The 16802-nt window shown below is 71.1% G+C and carries 16 protein-coding genes and 1 pseudogene; 9 read left to right on the top strand and 8 right to left on the bottom strand.

The window, feature by feature from the left end:
- Positions 1-43 precede the first annotated feature (43 nt).
- A complete protein-coding gene (folP, locus tag ABZZ20_RS23290) occupies positions 44-916 on the bottom strand; it encodes a dihydropteroate synthase (RefSeq protein WP_356872494.1) in 873 nt (290 codons plus the stop codon).
- A 154-nt stretch (positions 917-1070) separates the two neighbouring features.
- Entirely contained in the window at positions 1071-2930 is a 1860-nt protein-coding gene (locus tag ABZZ20_RS23285) for a phosphatidylglycerol lysyltransferase domain-containing protein (RefSeq protein WP_356872492.1), read from the bottom strand.
- 153 nt (positions 2931-3083) lie between these two features.
- Here ABZZ20_RS23285 and ABZZ20_RS23280 point away from each other — a divergent pair, with 153 nt between their 5' ends.
- On the top strand, positions 3084-4193 hold the full coding sequence (locus ABZZ20_RS23280) for an alpha/beta hydrolase-fold protein (RefSeq protein WP_356872490.1): 1110 nt from the start codon (positions 3084-3086) through the stop codon (positions 4191-4193).
- A gap of 92 nt (positions 4194-4285) precedes the next feature.
- Here the strand turns inward: ABZZ20_RS23280 and ABZZ20_RS23275 are convergent, their stop codons facing one another.
- Positions 4286-5248 (bottom strand): ATP-binding cassette domain-containing protein, encoded by a 963-nt coding sequence (locus tag ABZZ20_RS23275; protein WP_356872488.1) that lies wholly within the window; start codon positions 5246-5248, stop codon positions 4286-4288.
- Positions 5249-5410: 162 nt separating this feature from the next.
- On the opposite strand from ABZZ20_RS23275, the pseudogene ABZZ20_RS23270 reads away from it, so the two are divergent.
- From ABZZ20_RS23270 to ABZZ20_RS23245, 6 genes and pseudogenes are all read left to right on the top strand, one after another.
- Positions 5411-5985 (top strand): annotated as a pseudogene (locus tag ABZZ20_RS23270) (IS607 family transposase).
- A complete protein-coding gene (locus tag ABZZ20_RS23265) occupies positions 5978-7624 on the top strand; it encodes an IS200/IS605 family accessory protein TnpB-related protein (protein WP_356872486.1) in 1647 nt (548 codons plus the stop codon). Before ABZZ20_RS23270 ends, ABZZ20_RS23265 begins: the two are co-directional and overlap by 8 nt.
- Before the next feature lie 69 nt (positions 7625-7693).
- Complete coding sequence (locus ABZZ20_RS23260; protein ID WP_356872484.1) at positions 7694-8371, top strand: ABC transporter permease; 678 nt, start codon at positions 7694-7696, stop codon at positions 8369-8371.
- 4 nt (positions 8372-8375) lie between these two features.
- A complete protein-coding gene (locus ABZZ20_RS23255) occupies positions 8376-9041 on the top strand; it encodes an ABC transporter permease (protein ID WP_356872482.1) in 666 nt (221 codons plus the stop codon).
- A 90-nt stretch (positions 9042-9131) separates the two neighbouring features.
- Entirely contained in the window at positions 9132-10112 is a 981-nt protein-coding gene (locus ABZZ20_RS23250) for an ABC transporter substrate-binding protein (protein ID WP_356872480.1), read from the top strand.
- Between the two features lie 132 nt (positions 10113-10244).
- Positions 10245-11318, top strand: coding sequence for a hypothetical protein (locus tag ABZZ20_RS23245; RefSeq protein ID WP_356872478.1), 1074 nt, complete (start codon positions 10245-10247; stop codon positions 11316-11318).
- Positions 11319-11421: 103 nt separating this feature from the next.
- Here the strand turns inward: ABZZ20_RS23245 and ABZZ20_RS23240 are convergent, their stop codons facing one another.
- The 4 genes from ABZZ20_RS23240 to ABZZ20_RS23225 all read right to left on the bottom strand — a co-directional run bounded on the left by ABZZ20_RS23240 (position 11422) and on the right by ABZZ20_RS23225 (position 14142).
- Entirely contained in the window at positions 11422-11766 is a 345-nt protein-coding gene (locus ABZZ20_RS23240; RefSeq protein WP_356872476.1) for a hypothetical protein, read from the bottom strand.
- 70 nt (positions 11767-11836) lie between these two features.
- A complete protein-coding gene (locus tag ABZZ20_RS23235; RefSeq protein ID WP_356872475.1) occupies positions 11837-12052 on the bottom strand; it encodes a hypothetical protein in 216 nt (71 codons plus the stop codon).
- Between the two features lie 28 nt (positions 12053-12080).
- Positions 12081-12953, bottom strand: coding sequence for an arylamine N-acetyltransferase (locus tag ABZZ20_RS23230; RefSeq protein ID WP_356872474.1), 873 nt, complete (start codon positions 12951-12953; stop codon positions 12081-12083).
- Between the two features lie 46 nt (positions 12954-12999).
- Positions 13000-14142 carry an NADH-quinone oxidoreductase subunit D gene (locus ABZZ20_RS23225; protein WP_356872473.1) on the bottom strand — a complete coding sequence of 381 codons (1143 nt, stop codon included), beginning with the start codon at positions 14140-14142 and terminating at the stop codon, positions 13000-13002.
- A gap of 31 nt (positions 14143-14173) precedes the next feature.
- On the opposite strand from ABZZ20_RS23225, the gene ABZZ20_RS23220 reads away from it, so the two are divergent.
- Together ABZZ20_RS23220 and ABZZ20_RS23215 are read left to right on the top strand one after the other, a co-directional pair.
- Complete coding sequence (locus ABZZ20_RS23220; RefSeq protein ID WP_356872471.1) at positions 14174-14665, top strand: PH domain-containing protein; 492 nt, start codon at positions 14174-14176, stop codon at positions 14663-14665.
- 152 nt (positions 14666-14817) lie between these two features.
- Complete coding sequence (locus tag ABZZ20_RS23215; RefSeq protein ID WP_356872626.1) at positions 14818-16092, top strand: PH domain-containing protein; 1275 nt, start codon at positions 14818-14820, stop codon at positions 16090-16092.
- 33 nt (positions 16093-16125) lie between these two features.
- Here ABZZ20_RS23215 and ABZZ20_RS23210 read toward each other — a convergent pair whose 3' ends face one another.
- Positions 16126-16794, bottom strand: a complete 669-nt coding sequence (locus ABZZ20_RS23210; RefSeq protein ID WP_356872469.1) for a response regulator transcription factor — start codon at positions 16792-16794, stop codon at positions 16126-16128.
- Between the last annotated feature and the right edge of the window lie 8 nt (positions 16795-16802).

Genomic DNA, 16802 nt, shown 5'->3' with positions numbered 1-16802 from the left:
CGTGCCCCTTTCTCGGCTGTACGGACCCCGGGTGCGGGGCGGATCACAGGGCCCCTTCCACGGCGCGGGCCACCCGAACCGCGTCGGCGGTGGCCCGTACCTCGTGGACCCGTACGGCCCAGGCGCCCTGATGGGCGGCGATGGCGGAAACGGCAGCGGTGGCCGCGTCGCGCTCGCGGGCCGGGGGCGGGGCGGCGTCGGCGGCACCGGCCAGGACCCGGCCGAGGAATCGTTTGCGCGAGGCGGCGACCAGCAGCGGGAAGCCGAGGGCGCGCAGCTCGGGGAGGTGGGCGACGAGGGCCAGGTCGTGCTCGGCGTTCTTCGCGAAGCCGAGGCCGGGGTCGACGACGAGCCGTTCCGGGGCGATCCCGCCGGCGACGACGGCGTCGATGCGGGCTCGGAGCTCGGAGGTGACCTCCGCGAGGACGTCCCCGTAGACGGCGAGGCTGTTCATGCCGTCGCTGAAGCCGCGCCAGTGCATCACCACGAACGGCACCTCGGCGGCGGCGACGGCCGGGATCATCTCGGGGTCGGCGAGCCCGCCGCTGACGTCGTTGACCAGCAGGGCGCCGGCGGCGACGGCCCGTGCGGCGACGGAGGCGCGCATGGTGTCGACGGAGACGGTGACCCCTTCGGAGGCCAGACCGCGCACGACGGGGACGACGCGGCGCAGCTCCTCCTCCTCGTCGACGCGGGAGGCGCCGGGCCGGGTGGACTCGCCGCCGACGTCGACGAGGTCGGCGCCCTGGGCGACGAGGTCGAGGCCGCGCTTGACGGCGGCGGTGGTGTCGAACCAGCGGCCCCCGTCGGAGAAGGAGTCGGGGGTGACGTTGACGACGCCCATGACTCCGCAGCGGTCCCATTCCGGCAGGCCTGCGACCCGGCCCCTGCCGGCGGCCCCGTGCGTGATGTTCATGGTTCCAGGGTAGGGCCGTGGCCCTGGCCGGGCGGTACGAGGGGAACCGACCCTTGCCCAGGCCCGGGTCTCGGCCACCGCCGGCCCGTGGGCCGGGAGGGAGAACGGCAAAGCCCGGCACGTTCGTGCCGGGCTTCGGGGGGTGTGGTCGCGGTCAGGCGACCTGGACCTCGCGGTCGGGCTGGGCCTGGGCCGGGATGCTGGCCTTCACGTGGGTGTGGGCGCAGGTGCGGACCGGCTTGGGCGGGCGGCGGCTGGCGAACAGCCGCGGCAGGGCCAGGGTGACGAAGCCCTCGGCCTGCATCACGGCGAAGCCGATGCGGGGCAGGTCGCGGTGGGTGCGGTAGACCATGAAGCGAGGCTCCCAGCGGGGGCGGAACTTCGCGTTGAACTTGTAGAGCGACTCGATCTGGAACCAGCGCGACAGGAAGACCAGCAGGCCGCGCCACATCCGCAGGACCGGACCGGCGCCGATCTTCTCGCCGCGGGCGAGTGCGGAGCGGAACATCGCGAAGTTCAGGGAGACCTTCTCGATGCCCAGGCCCGGGCAGGCCTCCAGGGAGGCGACGATCAGGAGCTCGTTCATGCCGGGGTCGGCGGCGCGGTCGCGGCGCATCAGCTCCAGCGACATGCCGTCCTCACCCCAGGGGACGAAGTGCAGGACGGCCTTGAGGTCGCCGAAGGGGCTGGTGTCGCCCTCCTCGATCCGGTGGGCGGTGGCGATGAAGCAGTCGCCGTCGCCCTCCTCGCCGACCCGGCCCAGGGCCATGGAGAAGCCGCGCTCGGTGTCGGTGCCGCGCCACGCCTCGGCGGCGCCGCGGACCTGTTCCAGCTCCTCTTCGGTCAGCTCGCTGACGCGGCGGACCTTGGTGGTGTAGCCGTTGCGCTCGATGCGCTTCACCATCTGTCGGACGTTGCGCATGGGGCGTCCGGAGAGGGAGAAGTCTTTGACGTCGACGATCGCTTCGTCACCGAGCTCCAGAGCGTCCAGACCGGTCTCGCGGGTCCACACCTCGCCGCCGGTCTCGCTGCAGCCCACGACGGCGGGGGTCCAGGAGTGGGCCTTGGCCTCCTCCATGAACCGCTCGATGGCGCCGGGCCAGGCCTCGACGTCACCGATGGGGTCGCCGGAGGCGAGCATCACGCCGGAGACGACGCGGTAGGTGACGGCCGCCTTGCCGCTGGGGGAGAAGACGACGGCCTTGTCGCGGCGGAGCGCGAAGTGGCCGAGGGAGTCGCGACTGCCGTGCTTGGAGAGCAGGGCGCGCAGCTTGGCCTCGTCGTCGGCGGTGAGCTGAGCGGCCGGGTGCTCGGGGCGGAAGGCCAGGTAGGTCGTGGTGAGCGCGGTCAGCATGCCGAGGGCGCCGAGGGAGTAGCCCACGGTCCAGGACACCTGGCCGGCGTAGTCGACGGGCCCTTCGAAGCCGAAGAGGCCGTACACGACGTGGCTGATCTGTTCGTAAATACCCGGATGGCCGACGACGCGGCCGGGGTGGGAGTTGACGATGACGAGACCGAGCCCGATGGAGCCGGCGCTCATCAGCACGAAGTTGGCGAGGGCCTTCCAGCGGCTGCGCGGGTCCGGCAGCGCCTTGAATTCACCCTGGTGGCGCACGATCAGCGCGAGGAGGACCGCCGCGATGACGACGCCGATGACGGAGTGCCGGTACGTGAACTGCGCCACGGCACCCGCCGGGAGCAGGACGACCGCGGCCCGCCAGGCACGGCGCTTGCGGCGCTTGAGGCCGTGGGCGAGCAGCAGGAGCAGGACGCCCGCGCTGATGGCGAGGGCGGCTGCGAACGGGCCCAGCGAGCCGGGCAGCACCTCGGTGACCGCGTGGATCCGGCTGTGCCGGAACCGCGGGAACACGCCCGCCGCGATGTCCAGAAGGCCGACGATCGTGACGGCCGTACCTACCAGGCCGGGCACCGACTCCGGTCGTGGTCCGCGGAAGATTCGGCGGACCTGCTCCGGAACCTGTCCCGACTTATCGCCATCTATCCTGCTAGACATCGCTTCCCGTTGCTCCGCGAGAGATCATGTGGCCGAAGGCCGCGACAGCCTCCGGAGTGTGGTGCGTCCACTAGGACGACATCCGGGCCGAGCGGGTTCACTCTTTCGCCGAGAAAAAACTAGCCCTGCCATCAGAAAGTCGACTGACTGCTCATGGGTCTCACCAGTAATACGGTTCTGGCGCTGGCCATCATCGCCGGTGTGCTGCTGTTCGCAGCCACGGTGTGGTTCTGGCCCCGTCTCTCGGGCCGCACCTGGCGCGCGCTGCTCGGCCGGGTCGGGCTCCTGCTCGCGACCCAGCTGGCGCTGTTCTCGGCCGTCGGCCTCGCGGCGAACAAGTCCTTCTCCTTCTACGGCTCGTGGGCGGACCTGTTCGGCCAGCAGACCTCGGTCGGCAAGGTCGTGGACCACTCGATGAGCAGCAAGGACATCAAGGTCGTCGACAAGCAGAAGCTCGACGTGCCGGGTGGCGCCCAGCCCCAGGTGGGCGGGCAGATCCTGAAGGTCGCCATAACCGGGCAGAAGTCGAAGATAACGAGCCCCGGGTACGTGTGGCTGCCGCCGGAGTACTTCCAGCCCCAGCACAAGGACAAGAACTTCCCCGCGTCGATCGTGCTGACCGGGTATCCGGGCACCGCCGAGAACCTGATCAAAGGGCTGAACTACCCGATGACGGCCTTCAAGCAGGCCAAGTCGGGCAAGATGAAGCCGATGATCCTGGTGATGCTGCGCCCGACCATCGCGCCGCCGCGCGACACCGAGTGCGTGGACATACCCGGGGGGCCGCAGACGGAGACCTTCTTCGCGCAGGACCTGCCGCAGGCGATCCAGGACACCTTCCGGGTCGGCAAGAAGCCGCAGAACATGGGCTTCATCGGCAACTCCACGGGCGGCTACTGCGCCCTGAAGATCGCCGCGCACTACCCGCAGACCTTCGGTGCAGCCGCGGGTCTGTCCGCGTACTACGACGCCGCGAACGACGCGACGACCGGCAACCTGTTCCAGGGCGACGACAAGCTGAAGAAGCGCGCCGACATCCTGCACAGCATCGAGAACAAGAAGCCGACCGGTACCTCGTTCCTGGTCACCAGCAGCGAGCAGGGCGAGCCGAACCTCGGTGACACCAAGAAGTTCATCAAGCTGGTCAAGGGCCCGGACCGGGTCTCCTCGATCATCCTCGACAGCGGCGGCCACAACTTCAACACGTGGCGCCGCGAGATCCCGCCGATGCTGGTGTGGATGAGCAACCGGATGCAGGCCTGACCCCGCAGACCGACCCGACAGATGATCCGTGACCGGCCCGACGAGGCCGGTCACACGTCTTTCCGGGCCCGGTGCGCCGGGCCCCGGACCGCCTACGCCTCCTGCAACTGGGCCCGGCGCAGGGCCCGGTGGACCCCCTCCGGGGTCAGTACGCCGACCAGCGCCCCGGTGTCCGCATCCGTCACCCCGATCCGGCCCGAGTCCTCCTGGAGCAGCGCCGCCAGCGCCTCGCGCAGGGTGGCGCCCAGCGCCACCGTGGCAGCCGGGGCCGGCCCGTCCAGCGCCGTGAGGTCGGCAGCCCCGACGGGGGTGACCGCGAGCCGTTTGAGTCCCCGGTCCGCGCCGACGAAGGAGGCCACGTACTCGGTGGCCGGGGTGCCCAGCACGGCGGCCGGGCGGGCGAACTGCTCGATGGTGCCCGCCCCGTAGACGGCGATGCGGTCGCCGAGTCGGATGGCCTCTTCCAGGTCGTGCGTGACCAGCAGGATCGTCTTGCGCACCGTCTTCTGCAGGGCGAGGAACTCGTTCTGGAGGCGTTCGCGGACGACCGGGTCCACCGCCCCGAACGGTTCGTCCATCAGCAACACCGGTGGATCTGCGGCGAGCGCGCGGGCCACGCCGACGCGCTGGCGCTGCCCGCCGGACAGCTGCTCGGGGTAGCGGCTGCCGTGCACGGCCGGGTCCAGCCCCACCAGTTCGAGGAGTTCGGCGGCCCGGGCGCGGGCCTTGGCCCGGGGAGTGCCGATCAGCTGCGGCACGGTGGCGGTGTTCTCCAACACCGTCTTGTGCGGGAACAGTCCGACCTGCTGGATGACGTACCCGATGTGCCGGCGCAGCTCGACCGGATCGGCGGTCGCGATGTCCTCGCCGCCCAGCAGGATCCGGCCGGAGGTCGGCTCGATGAGCCGGTTGACCATCTTCATCGTGGTGGTCTTGCCGCACCCGGACGGGCCCACCAGCGTGACCAACTCGCCCTCCGCGACCTCGAAGGACAGCTCCTCGACGGCCGTGGTCCCGTCGGGGTAGCGCTTGGTCACATGCTCGAATCGGATCACACCGCCATCCTTCCCTACCCGCGGCGCGGTTGTGTGAAGGGCGTGTTGCCCGACTGCGGAGGATTGAGCCCAGCGTCGGTGCCGGGGGTGGTGGACTGCTGGCTTGTTGGTTCACTCTTGCGAGTTATGGTGCGTTTGGGTGAATATCGTTACGGTCGTGTGATGAACCTCAAGGAGTGGGCGAAAGCGCAGGGTGTGCATCCGCAGACTGCGTATCGCTGGTTCCGTGAGGGCACTTTGCCGGTGCCGGCCCAGAGGGTCGAAACACGCGTGATCCTGGTGAATGTGGCGGTCGACACCGCTCCTGAAGTGGTCGATGGTCGTGGACTGTATGCCGGTGTCTCCTCTGACGACCAGAAGCCGGATCTGGAACGCCAGGTCGCCAGGCTGTCGGCGTGGGCGGGGAAGGCCGGTCATCGGGTTGTGCGGGTCGAGTCGGAGATCGCTTCGGGTATGAACGGCTCGCGGTGCAAAGTCCGGCGGTTGCTTGCTGACCCGGGTGTGACCACGTGGTCGTGGAGCACAAGGACCGGCTCGGACGGATGAACGTGGAACTGGTCGAGGCCGCGTTGTCCGCACCCGGCCGCCGTCTGGTTGTTCTCGATGACGGCGAGGTCGAAGACGACGTGGTGCGGGACATGGTGGAGGTGCTGACCTCGTTCTGCGCCCGTCTGTGTGGGCGGCGCTTCGCGAAGAACCGGGCCCGCAGGGCGTTTGAGGCGGCCGAACATGGCTGAGCCCAAGAAGCAGCTCCGCGCCATCGACGCGCCGTTCGTGGCGCTCGGCCCGTCCGGTGTCGCGATACGTGACCGCCTCAAGGGCTTGACCGCCCAGGAGGAGACGGTTCTGCGTGGCGTGGGGGAGCACCTGGGCGTTCTCGCGTCCCGTGACCTCAAGCAGCGGTGCGCGGACGGCCTGGAGCACTCCACGCACACGTGGGCGGCCCGGAAGCGGGCGCTGACAGCCCAGTCGTCCTCGCGCTGGGCCGGGTCGATCACGAAGGCCACCCACGATCAGTGGGCGCTGTCCCGCCGCTGTCAGCTCGCGCACATCCAAAACCTTGAGGCTGGTGTCCGAACGCTGACGCACCGCCTGTCCCAGCCCATCGGGGAGAAGGGCAGCAAGCGGGCGCCGGGCGGATACCGCTCCAAGGGCGAGTGGTTCCACAAGTCCCGGCGTCTGCACATCCTGGAGCACCGTCTCGACGTCGCCCGGGCCGACCGGGACAACGGCGTCGTGCACGTCGTGCGCGGCGGCCGGCGGTTGCTCACCAACCGGCACAACCTCGAAAAGGCGCAGCTCACCGAGGCCGAGTGGCGCCAGCGGTGGGAAGCAGGACGCTGGTTTCTGGCCGCTGACGGTGAGTCCGGCAAACGCTTCGGCAACGAGACCATCCGAGTCACCCCCGGCGGTGAGGTGTCCCTCAAGCTGCCCGCGCCGCTGACACACCTGGCGAACGCCAAGCATGGCCGGTACGTGCTGAGCGCCCGTATCGCTTTCGCGCACCGGGGCCAGGAATGGCGGGACCGGATCGACGGCAACCGGGCCGTCGCCTACCGCATCCACTACGACGCCCCGCGCGGGCGCTGGTACCTCACCGCATCCTGGCAACGCCCCGTGGTCCAGACGATGCCGTTGGAGACGGCACGGGCCAAGGGCGTGATCGGCGTGGACACCAACGCCGACCATTTCGCCGCCTACCGGCTCGACGTGCACGGCAATCCGACCGGCGAACCGCGCCGCTTCTCCTATGACCTCAGCGGGTCGGCGGACCACCGGGACGCACAGATCCGGCACGCCATCACCCAAGTACTGCACTGGGCCAAGCGGGTCGGCGTCAACGCCATCGCGATCGAGGACCTGGACTTCACCGCCGAGAAGACCCGCGAGAAGCACGGCCGCAAGAAGCAGTTCCGGCAGCTCATCTCCGGTATGCCCACCGGCAAGCTCAAGGCCCGACTCGTCTCCATGGCCGCCGAGACCGGCCTTGTGATCGTCGCGGTCGATCCCGCCTACACCTCCAGGTGGGGCGCCCAGCACTGGCGCAAGCCGCTGGCCACCCCACGACGTGAGATGTCCCGTCACGATGCCGCTGGTATCGCGATCGGACGACGCGCCCTCGGGCACCCGATCCGGCGACGGACGGCACCGCCCCGCGACGACCAGAGTGATCGTCGCGGGCATCGGACCGTCCAGGCCGACCATGGTGCCCAAGAGCGTGAGGAAACCCGCCACCCCGTCACGGAGCGCGCACACGATGCACGTGCCCGAACGGGGACAACACAAAGAACGCGGGCGACCAGTGCACCCAACACCGTTCGGGATGCGCGCAGTGCCAGGACGTGGATCCAAGACCCACTCCTGCTCACTGATTAGGAACGGTTATGGTCGCCCTTGACCGCGCCCCTTCGGGCGGGTGTACGCATGGCGGCAGGGGGTGCGGGGATGGCCGGGCAGAACTGCCTGGTGGCGAACGACTGGATCTGCTGGGACTACGTCACCTCCCGGTCCCAGGAACTCACCGACGCCACGCTCGAACACGTCTGGATCACGGGCGCGTCCGTGTCCATCGGGCTGGTGGTGTCCCTCCCATTGGCGCTGCTGGCCCGCCGCGGACGGCACTGGGCCGCGCCCGTGCTGGGCCTGACCACCCTGCTCTACACCGTCCCCTCACTGGCCATGTTCTCCCTGCTACTTCCGCTGTTCGGCCTGTCGGCCTCACTGGTGGTGACCGGCCTGGTGCTGTACTCGCTGACCATCCTGGTCCGCAATGCGATGGCCGGCCTGGAAGCGGTCCCCGAGGACGTACGGGAGGCGGCGCGCGGCATGGGGTACGGGCCTGCGCGCCTGCTGTGGCAGGTCGAACTGCCCCTGGCGCTGCCCGCGCTGCTCGCCGGGGTGCGGATCGCCACCGTGTCCACGGTCGCGCTGACCACCGTCGGCTCCATCGTCGGCAAGGGTGGCCTCGGCAACCTCATCGCCCCTGCGGTCAACAGTTCCTTCAAGGCCCAGGTGCTCACCGCCTCCGTGCTGTGCGTGCTGCTCGCGCTGGTGGCGGACCTGCTGCTGCTCGGCCTCCAGCGCCTGCTCACGCCGTGGACGCGTACGACGAAGGAGGCGTGAGTCGATGGGCGTGCTGGGACAGGCCTGGGACTGGCTGGCGAACGGCGCCAACTGGGCCGGGGAGAACGGTGTGTGGCACCGGCTCGGCGAGCACGTGTACGTCAGCGGGATCTCCCTCGCCGTCGCCTGCGCGGTGGCGCTGCCGCTCGGCCTGTGGCTCGGCCATCTCGGTAGGGGCGGGGCGCTCGCCGTGAACGTCTCCAACGTCGGGCGGGCCGTCCCGGTCTTCGCCGTGCTGGCGCTGTTCATGGTCTCGCCGCTGCGCAGCGCGGGCTACCTGCCCACCGTCGCCGCGCTCGTGCTCTTCGCCGTGCCGCCGCTGTTGACCAACGCGTACGTCGGCATGCGCGAGGTGGACCGCGCGGTGGTGGAGGCCGCCCGGGGCATGGGCATGTCCGGCGGCCAGCTCTTCTGGCGGGTCGAACTGCCCCTGGCACGCGCACTGGTGATGACGGGTCTGCGCTCGGGCGCGGTCCAGGTGATCGCCACGGCCACGATCGCAGCCATGGTCGGTCAGGGCGGCCTCGGCCGCATCATCACCGCCGGTTTCAACACGTACAACACGCCACAGGTCGTCGCGGGAGCCCTGCTGGTGGCGGCGCTAGCCCTGCTGGTCGAGGGGGCCCTGGTGGCCGCGGACCGGCTGTTCCTGCGTCCGGCGGTGCGCTGATCCGTCGCCGGTCCGTCCGTCCGGGCGGCCGGACGATCCCGGCCCGTCCTTTCCCGTCGTTCGTCGTTCCCACTTCCTTGGAGGAGCAACATGAGCAAGTCCACGCGCGTCTTCGGCGCGGTACTGGGGGCGGTGGCCCTGACCGCTTCCCTCGCCGGGTGCAGCGGCGACAGCCTGGAGAAGAGCAAGGACGCCGGCGCGTCCGGGCCCGCTGCCGCCGGTGCGGACAAGGGCAAGGTGGTGATCGGCGCGGCCGGGTTCACCGAGTCCAACGTGCTGGCGGAGCTGTACGCGCAGGTGCTCCGGGACGCCGGCTACAGCACGTCGATCACGACGGTGAACAACCGCGAGCTGTACGAGCCCTCGCTGGAGAAGGGCGAGATCGACATCGTCCCGGAGTACGCGGCCACGCTGGCGGAGTTCCTCAACGCGAAGGTGAACGGGCCGAAGGCCCCGCAGGAGAAGCCGGTCGCGTCGAGCGACGTGGTGGCGACGACGGCGGCGCTGGAGAAGCTGGCGGGCCCCCTCGGCCTGAAGGTGCTGCCGGCCGGCCAGGCGGTCGACCAGAACGCGTTCGCGGTGTCGAAGGAATTCGCCCAGAAGAACAACCTGAAGACCCTCTCCGATCTTGGAAAGTCTGGACTGAAGGTGAAGATCGCGGCGGGTGACGAATGCGCCGTGCGGCCCTTCTGCGCACCGGGGTTGAAGACGACATACGGAATCGATGTTTCCGGTATTGACCCCAAGGGCGTCGGCACTCCGCAAGCCAAGCAGGCGGTCAAGGACGGGGTGGACCAGCTGGTGCTCACCACGACCACGGACGCCACGCTCGACAGCTTCGGCCTGGTCCTGCTGGAGGACGACAAGAAGCTCCAGAACGCCGACAACGTCCTGCCGGTGGTCAACGCCAAGGACGCCGGATCCCCAGAGGTGGCAGCCGCTCTGGACAAGGTGACCAAGGCCTTCACGACCGCCGAGCTAACGGATATGAACCACCGGGTGGACGCCCTGCGCGAGAAGCCGGCGGACGTCGCAAAGGCCTATCTCAAGGCGAAGGGCCTCACGAAGTAGGAGCGGTACGGGGTTTTTGGGTGGGGAAATGACGGGTGACTGCCATGGCGGTCCCTCCCGGCGGTAACGGGGGGACCACAGATTGCCGGTCAGTTACCCCACTGGACCGCCACGCCCTGTAAATTTCGGGCCATGCCCCGTGGACGCCACCGCAATCCCGAACCCCTGCACCGGCTGCTCACGCCGACGACCGTGGCCGGAGTCTCCGTCGCCAGTGCGGCCGCGGCCTGGCTGGTGGCGGAACCCGTTCCGCTACGCCTGCTCGTCGCCCTCGCGGCGACCGCGGGCGTGGCCGGCGCCGTGGTCATGCGCGCCTGGGACCGCGCGGCCGGGCGCCGTGTGGCGGAGCTCGCGCGCGAGCGGGTCAAGGACGAGTGGAAGACGGAAGAGCGAATAGCCGAGCTTGAGTCCGACCTCGAAGAGGCCCGGGTGCTGCGCGGCAAGCTCGATGCCAAGCTGCGGGCCAAGCGGGTCGAACTCGCGGGACTGCGCGGCGAACACGCCGCGCTGCTGCGGCGGTACGCGACCGCAGAGACCGAGCGGGCCAGTGCGCTGGAGCGCCGCCGGCTGCTCGCCATCGAGGCCGCCGCGGCCCCGGCCGCGGCGAAGGAGCTCCCGCCGGTGTCCGAGGAGCGCACGTCCAGCGGTGCGCCCACCTCGGTCGGCTACGCCCGGGCCCATGCGGCCCTGGTGGCGCTCGCCCGGAAGGCGGGGGCGGAAGCGGAGGCTGCCCGGCCGAAGGTGCTGGAGGGCACGGGCCCGGCGCCCAAGGCGCTGGAGGCCGGTACCCCGGCGGGGACTCCGGCCGGCGAGCCGCACGTCCGTACGGGCGCCGCCGCAGCCGGCCCGGCGTCCGCGCTCCCGGCACGTCGGCCGGCCGCGGCCGTGGCCCCGTACTCCGCCGCGCGGCGTCCGGCCTCCCGCGTCGAGGGCGGTTTCGACTTCTTCGGTACCAAGACCGCGGCCCAGGCCCGTGCGGTGATCGAGTCGGTCCAGAACGAGGACCTGGCCGACGTGGTCGGTGCGGAGGCCCTCGCGGTCCACAAGGCGGAGGCGGCCGGGCCCGCCACCGAGCCGCCGGTCAAGGAGCAGGGCTTCAAGCCGGCTACTCCCGAACAGCGCGCGGTCGGTCAGGTCATCGACCTGACGGCCCACGACGAGACCGAGCCGATCGACGTCGGCCGGCTGCGGACCGCCATCTCCTAACCGCGGAACCGCTGGGTCGCGGGGTCCCGGGGTCTTGGGGTCCCCGGGCCGTGAGATCCGGGGGCCGGCTCCTGACGCCGGCCCCGGGCGCAGCGCCGCCGGTTCACGGGTAGGCCAGGACGAGGCCCACGCCGACGGCCTCCAGCAGCAGTTGAGCGGTGAGTGCCGGGCCCTGGAACCGGCGGGGCGCGGCCATCGTCACCGCGAACGCCGCCACCGCGCCGACGATCAGCGCCACGAACAGCGCGAACGGGAAGGCCCTGCAGCCGCCGTACATCAGGCAACGGCTGCCGGTCTCCGACATGAGCACCAGGATCTTCGCCGCCACGAGGGCGGGCAGGAAGAGCACCGCGCCGATCCCAGCGCACCCGCGCATCCCCATCGAGGGGGCGAGCGCCGGCGCGGCGTCGGTGGTGTCGGTGGCATCGATCTGCGGGTTCCAGGACATGCCGCCATCGTGACCCGTGCCCCCGGTACGGCGGATCCGCTCAGGTGCTCAGACCTGCGGGCCGTGCTACTCAGAACAGCGGCAGCTGGCCGGGCAGATCCGCTAGGACGAACCCGTCCAGCGTCGGGGCCGATGCGCCGAGCACCACCCGTGCCCGGGATCCGGGACAGGACACCAGCTCGCCGCGGACCCGCCCGGAGGGCGGGTCGTGGCGGGCGATCCGGCCGGCGGTCACGGCGCAGTCGCGCCCACATGCGGGGCAGGCCCGTCGGGGGGAGTGGGACATAGCCCAAGTCTGCACTCCCGCACCGACATCAGGAGCCCGCCGCCGCCCCGTCCCGCTCCGGTCGGCCGGCCAGCCACGTCCGGTGCGCCTCGCACACCCGGTCCCACAGCGTCGCGCGGTCCGCAGGCGTCAGGTCGTCGAGGTCCCGCTCGAAGAGCCCGCCCGTCACCGCCCAGAACTCCCCGGGCGTGTCCAAGATCCGCTCGGTCGTCCCCTTCACGGGGTCGATCCGGCTCAGCACCCGGCCCCGCAGCGTGTCGACGCCGTCCGCGTCGCGCCGCAGCAGTGCGAGGGTCCGTACGAAGCCGGAGTCCTGCGCGGTGGACAGCCGCTGGTGCGTGGCCTCGAAATCGCCCGTCGTCGCCGGGGCCGAGCGGATGTTGACCGCCGGGCACGGGCCCTTCTCGTTGAGGTACCTCCAGCCGGTCTCCTCGCCTTCCAGCCGGGCGAGCCCGTAGGTGAATCCCCCCTGCCGGTGTGTTCCGACGCGCAGCGGCAGTGGTTCGTGCGGCCCGTCGCCGAGGCCCACGTCGACGAAGAACTCCTCCCCGCCGACCCGGACGGTCAGCGCGAGGTGGTCACCGCTGACGTCGCGGCGCTCACGGTCCGCCGGGCCGAGCACGCCCGCGACGTGCCGGGTCACCTCGTAGCCGAGGACCTCAAGGAGCAGGGCGAAGGCGCCGTTGAGGTGGAAGCAGTACCCGCCGCGACCGGCGGCGAAGCGGCGTACGGAGAGCTCCGGATCGATGCCGGGCGGCCGGCCGAGCTGGATGTCGATGTTCTCGTACGGGATGCGTTCGAGGTGGGCGCGCTGGAGCGCGAACAACGCGTCCACGGTGGGCTGGGGCGGCCGGGGGAAGCCGAGCCGCCGCAGGTAGCCGTCGTACATGCCTTGGGTCATCCCCGCACCCTAGGCACAAACGCCCCGTGGACTCCCGTGAGTTGCGCTACTTGTCGATGTCGCCGACGACGAAGAACAGCGAGCCCAGGATCGCCACCATGTCCGCGACCAGCTGGCCCGGAAGCAGCACCGCGAGCGCCTGGATGTTGTTGTAGGAGGCGGAGCGCAGCTTCAGCCGGTACGGGGTCTTCTCGCCCTTGGAGACCAGGTAGTAGCCGTTGATGCCGAGGGGGTTCTCGGTCCAGGCGTACGTGGCCCCCTCGGGCGCCTTCAGCACCTTCGGAAGGCGCTGGTTGATCGGCCCGGGCGGCAGTTCGGCCATCCGGTCCAGGCAGGCGACCGCGAGATCGAGGGAGTTGTGGGTCTGGTCCAGCAGGCACTCGAAGCGGGCCAGGCAGTCGCCGTCGGTCCGGGTGACCACCTCCAGGACGTCCTGGAGCTCTCCGTACGCCAGGTACGGCTCGTCGCGGCGCAGGTCGAAGTCGACGCCGGAGGCGCGGGCGATCGGGCCGGAGACCCCGTACGCGTGCACCGCCTCCGGGGACAGGACGCCGACTCCGCGGGTGCGGGCGCGGAAGATCTCGTTGCCGTGGACCAACTTGTCGTAGACGTCCATGCGGCTGCGGACGTCGGCGATCGCGGCGCGCGCCCGGCCGAGCCAGCCGGCCGGGAGGTCCTCCTTGAGGCCGCCGACGCGGTTGAACATGTAGTGCATGCGACCGCCGGAGATCTCCTCCATGACCGCCTGGAGCTCCTCGCGCTCGCGGAACGCGTGGAAGATCGGGGTGATCCCACCCAGTTCGAGCGGGTACGACCCGAGGAACATCAGGTGGTTGAGGACCCGGTTCAGCTCGGCGAGCAGGGTCCGCATCCACACGGCCCGCTCGGGGACCTCCATGCCGAGCATCCGCTCGACCGCCATGACCACGCCCAGCTCGTTGGAGAACGCGGACAGCCAGTCGTGCCGGTTCGCGAGCATCACGATCTGGCGGTAGTCGCGCGCCTCGAAGAGCTTCTCGGCGCCGCGGTGCATGTAGCCGACGACCGGCTCGGCGCTGACGATCCGCTCGCCGTCCAGGACGAGGCGCAGGCGCAGCACGCCGTGCGTGGAAGGGTGCTGCGGTCCGATGTTGAGCACCATGTCGGTGCTCTCCGCCGCACCGCCGATGCCGACCGTGGTCTCCGTCATGCGCGCATTCTCGCAGCCCTAGGCTGAACGCATGGAAACGGGGACGATGGGCGGGACGGGCCGACCCGAGTGGGTGGGGTTGCCGGGTGGGCTGCTGACCCTGCGGCGGCTGCTGCTACTGATCTGGACGGTGCCGCTCGCCGCCGGCACGTCCCTCGTGCTGGGGCTGGCGGTCGGACCGGTCTGGTCTGCCGTGGGGCTGTTCTGGCTCGCAGTCCTGGCCTGGGGCTGGGTGCTGCTCGGACGTAACTGGCGGTCCTGGCGGTACGCCGAGCGCGCCGATGACCTGCTGATCAGCCGCGGGGTGCTGTGGCGGGCGCAGACCGTGGTCCCGTACGGACGGATGCAACTGGTCGAGGTGACCTCCGGGCCGCTGGAACGTCGCTTCGGGCTGGCCTCGGTACAACTGCACACGGCGGCAGCAGCGACGGACGCCAAGATTCCGGGGCTGGTCCCGGGCGAGGCGGAACGGCTGCGGGACCGGCTGACCGAGCTCGGCGAGGCAAGGTCGGCGGGCCTGTGAGCGACGACGTGTCCGTGGGCGCCGACGATCCGCCGGGCACCGCTGCTTCGGCCGCCCCCGCCGCCCCACGGCCCGCCGGGGCCGCCGGGGCCGCCGGGTCCGCCGGGCCGTGGGACGGCGACCGCGGCCCGGGCGCGTCCGCGGAGCGCCGACTGCACCTGTTCACGCCGCTGCGCCGCGCCTGGGTGCCGATCGCCGCGACCGTCGGCGTGATCGCCCAGCAGGGCGAGAACCTGGCGCAGTGGATCGCGGACGTCTCCACCGGCCTGCGGGTCCTGGCGTCGCTCGCGCTGGTCCTCGTCTTCGCCGTGTACGGCTTCCTGAGCTGGTGGTTCACCCACTTCGCGGTGACCGACACCGAGCTGCGCATCCGCAGCGGGCTGGTCTTCCGGCGGACCGCGCACATCCGGCTCGACCGGATCCAGGCGGTGGACGTCACCCGGCCGCTGCTTGCCCGGCTGGCCGGGGTCGCCAAACTCCGGCTCGACGTCATCGGCACCGAGGACAAGGACGAGCTGGCTTTCCTCGGCGAGGAGGAGGCCGTGGCGCTGCGCGCCGAGCTGCTGGCCCGAGCAGCCGGCTTCGCCCCGGCGCAGGCCGTCGCGCTCGGCGAGGCCCCGCAGCGCGAACTGCTGCGGGTGGGCCCCCGCGACCTCGTGGTGTCGCTCGCGCTCACGCTCTCGGCCTGGGCCGCGCTGCCCGTCGCCCTGGCCGCCCCGGTCGTCGTCTGGTGGTTCAGCGACAACCCGTGGGCGGTGCTCGGCGTCCTGCTGCCCGCTCTGGGCGGGGCCTGGGCGGGTACCGCCGGCCGGTTCCTCGCCGAGTACGACTGGCGGGTCGCCGAGTCCCCGGACGGGCTGCGCCTGGACCACGGGCTGCTGGACCGGGCCCACGAGACCGTACCGCCGGGGCGGGTGCAGACCGTACGGATCGTGGAGCCGTTGCTGTGGCGGCGCCGGAACTGGGTGCGGGTGGAGCTGGCGGTGGCCGGCTCGAAGAACGAGGTCCTGGTCCCGGTGGCCTCGCGGGCCGCAGCCCAGGCCGTGGTCGCGCGGGTGCTGCCGGGCGTCGACCTCGCCGCCCTCGCCTTCGGCCCGTCCCCGAAGGCCGGGTCGCCGTGGGTGGTCCCGGTGTGGTGGAAGGGCTACGCCCTGGCCGTCTCCGCGGACGTGTTCGCCGCACGCAAGGGCCTGCTGTGCCGCCGTACCGAGATCGTCCCGCACGCCAAGGTCCAGAGCGTCCGCCTCACCCAGGGGCCGTGGGAGCGCGCCCGCGGCCTGGCCGACGTCCACGTGGACACCGGAGCGAACGGTACGGTCACGGCCCGCCTGCGGGCGGCGGCCGAAGCCGCCGACCTGCTCGACGCCCAGGCGGCCCGCTCCCGCACCTCGCGGGCCGACGCCCGCCCGGACCGCTGGATGGCCTGAGCCACCCGACGGCCCCTCACCCTCCGGGAGGGGTCAGGCGCCGCCGGCCCTGACCAGGCCCGTCTCGTACGCGAGGACCACCACCTGCACGCGGTCGCGTAGGCTCAGCTTGGTCAGGATCCGACCCACGTGCGTCTTCACCGTCGCCTCGGAGAGGACGAGGCGGCCCGCGATCTCGCCGTTCGACAGGCCTTGGGCCACCAGCAGCATGACCTCGCGCTCGCGTTCCGTCAGACGCTCGATCTCCTTGTTCTGCGGCTCCTGCGTGCTCGTCGGCAGCATCGGTGCGAAACGGTCCAGCAGGCGCCGGGTCGTGGACGGGGCCACCACCGCGTCACCGCTGTGCACGGAGCGGATGGCGGCCAGCAGTTCCGCTGGCGGGACGTCCTTCAGCATGAAACCGCTCGCGCCCGCCTTCAGGCCCGAGAAGGCGTACTCGTCCAGGTCGAAGGTGGTCAGGATGATCACGTCGGGGTGCTCGTCCCGCTCACAGATCCGCCGCGTGGCCTCGACCCCGTCGAGCTTCGGCATCCGGACGTCCATCAGCACCACGTCCACCTTCGTGGACCGCAGCACCTCCAGCGCCTCCAGGCCGTCGCCGGCCTCGGCGACGACCTCCATGTCCGGCTGGGCGGCGAGCACCATGCGGAAGCCCGTGCGCAGCAGTACCTGGTCGTCGACCAGCATTACTCGGATGGACATCAGTTACC

It is taken from the genome of Streptomyces sp. NPDC006430, from assembly GCF_040612395.1.
GTDB lineage: Bacteria > Actinomycetota > Actinomycetes > Streptomycetales > Streptomycetaceae > Streptomyces.
Note: the sequence above shows the minus strand (reverse complement) of the source record. Positions and strands in the feature narration are given on the sequence as shown.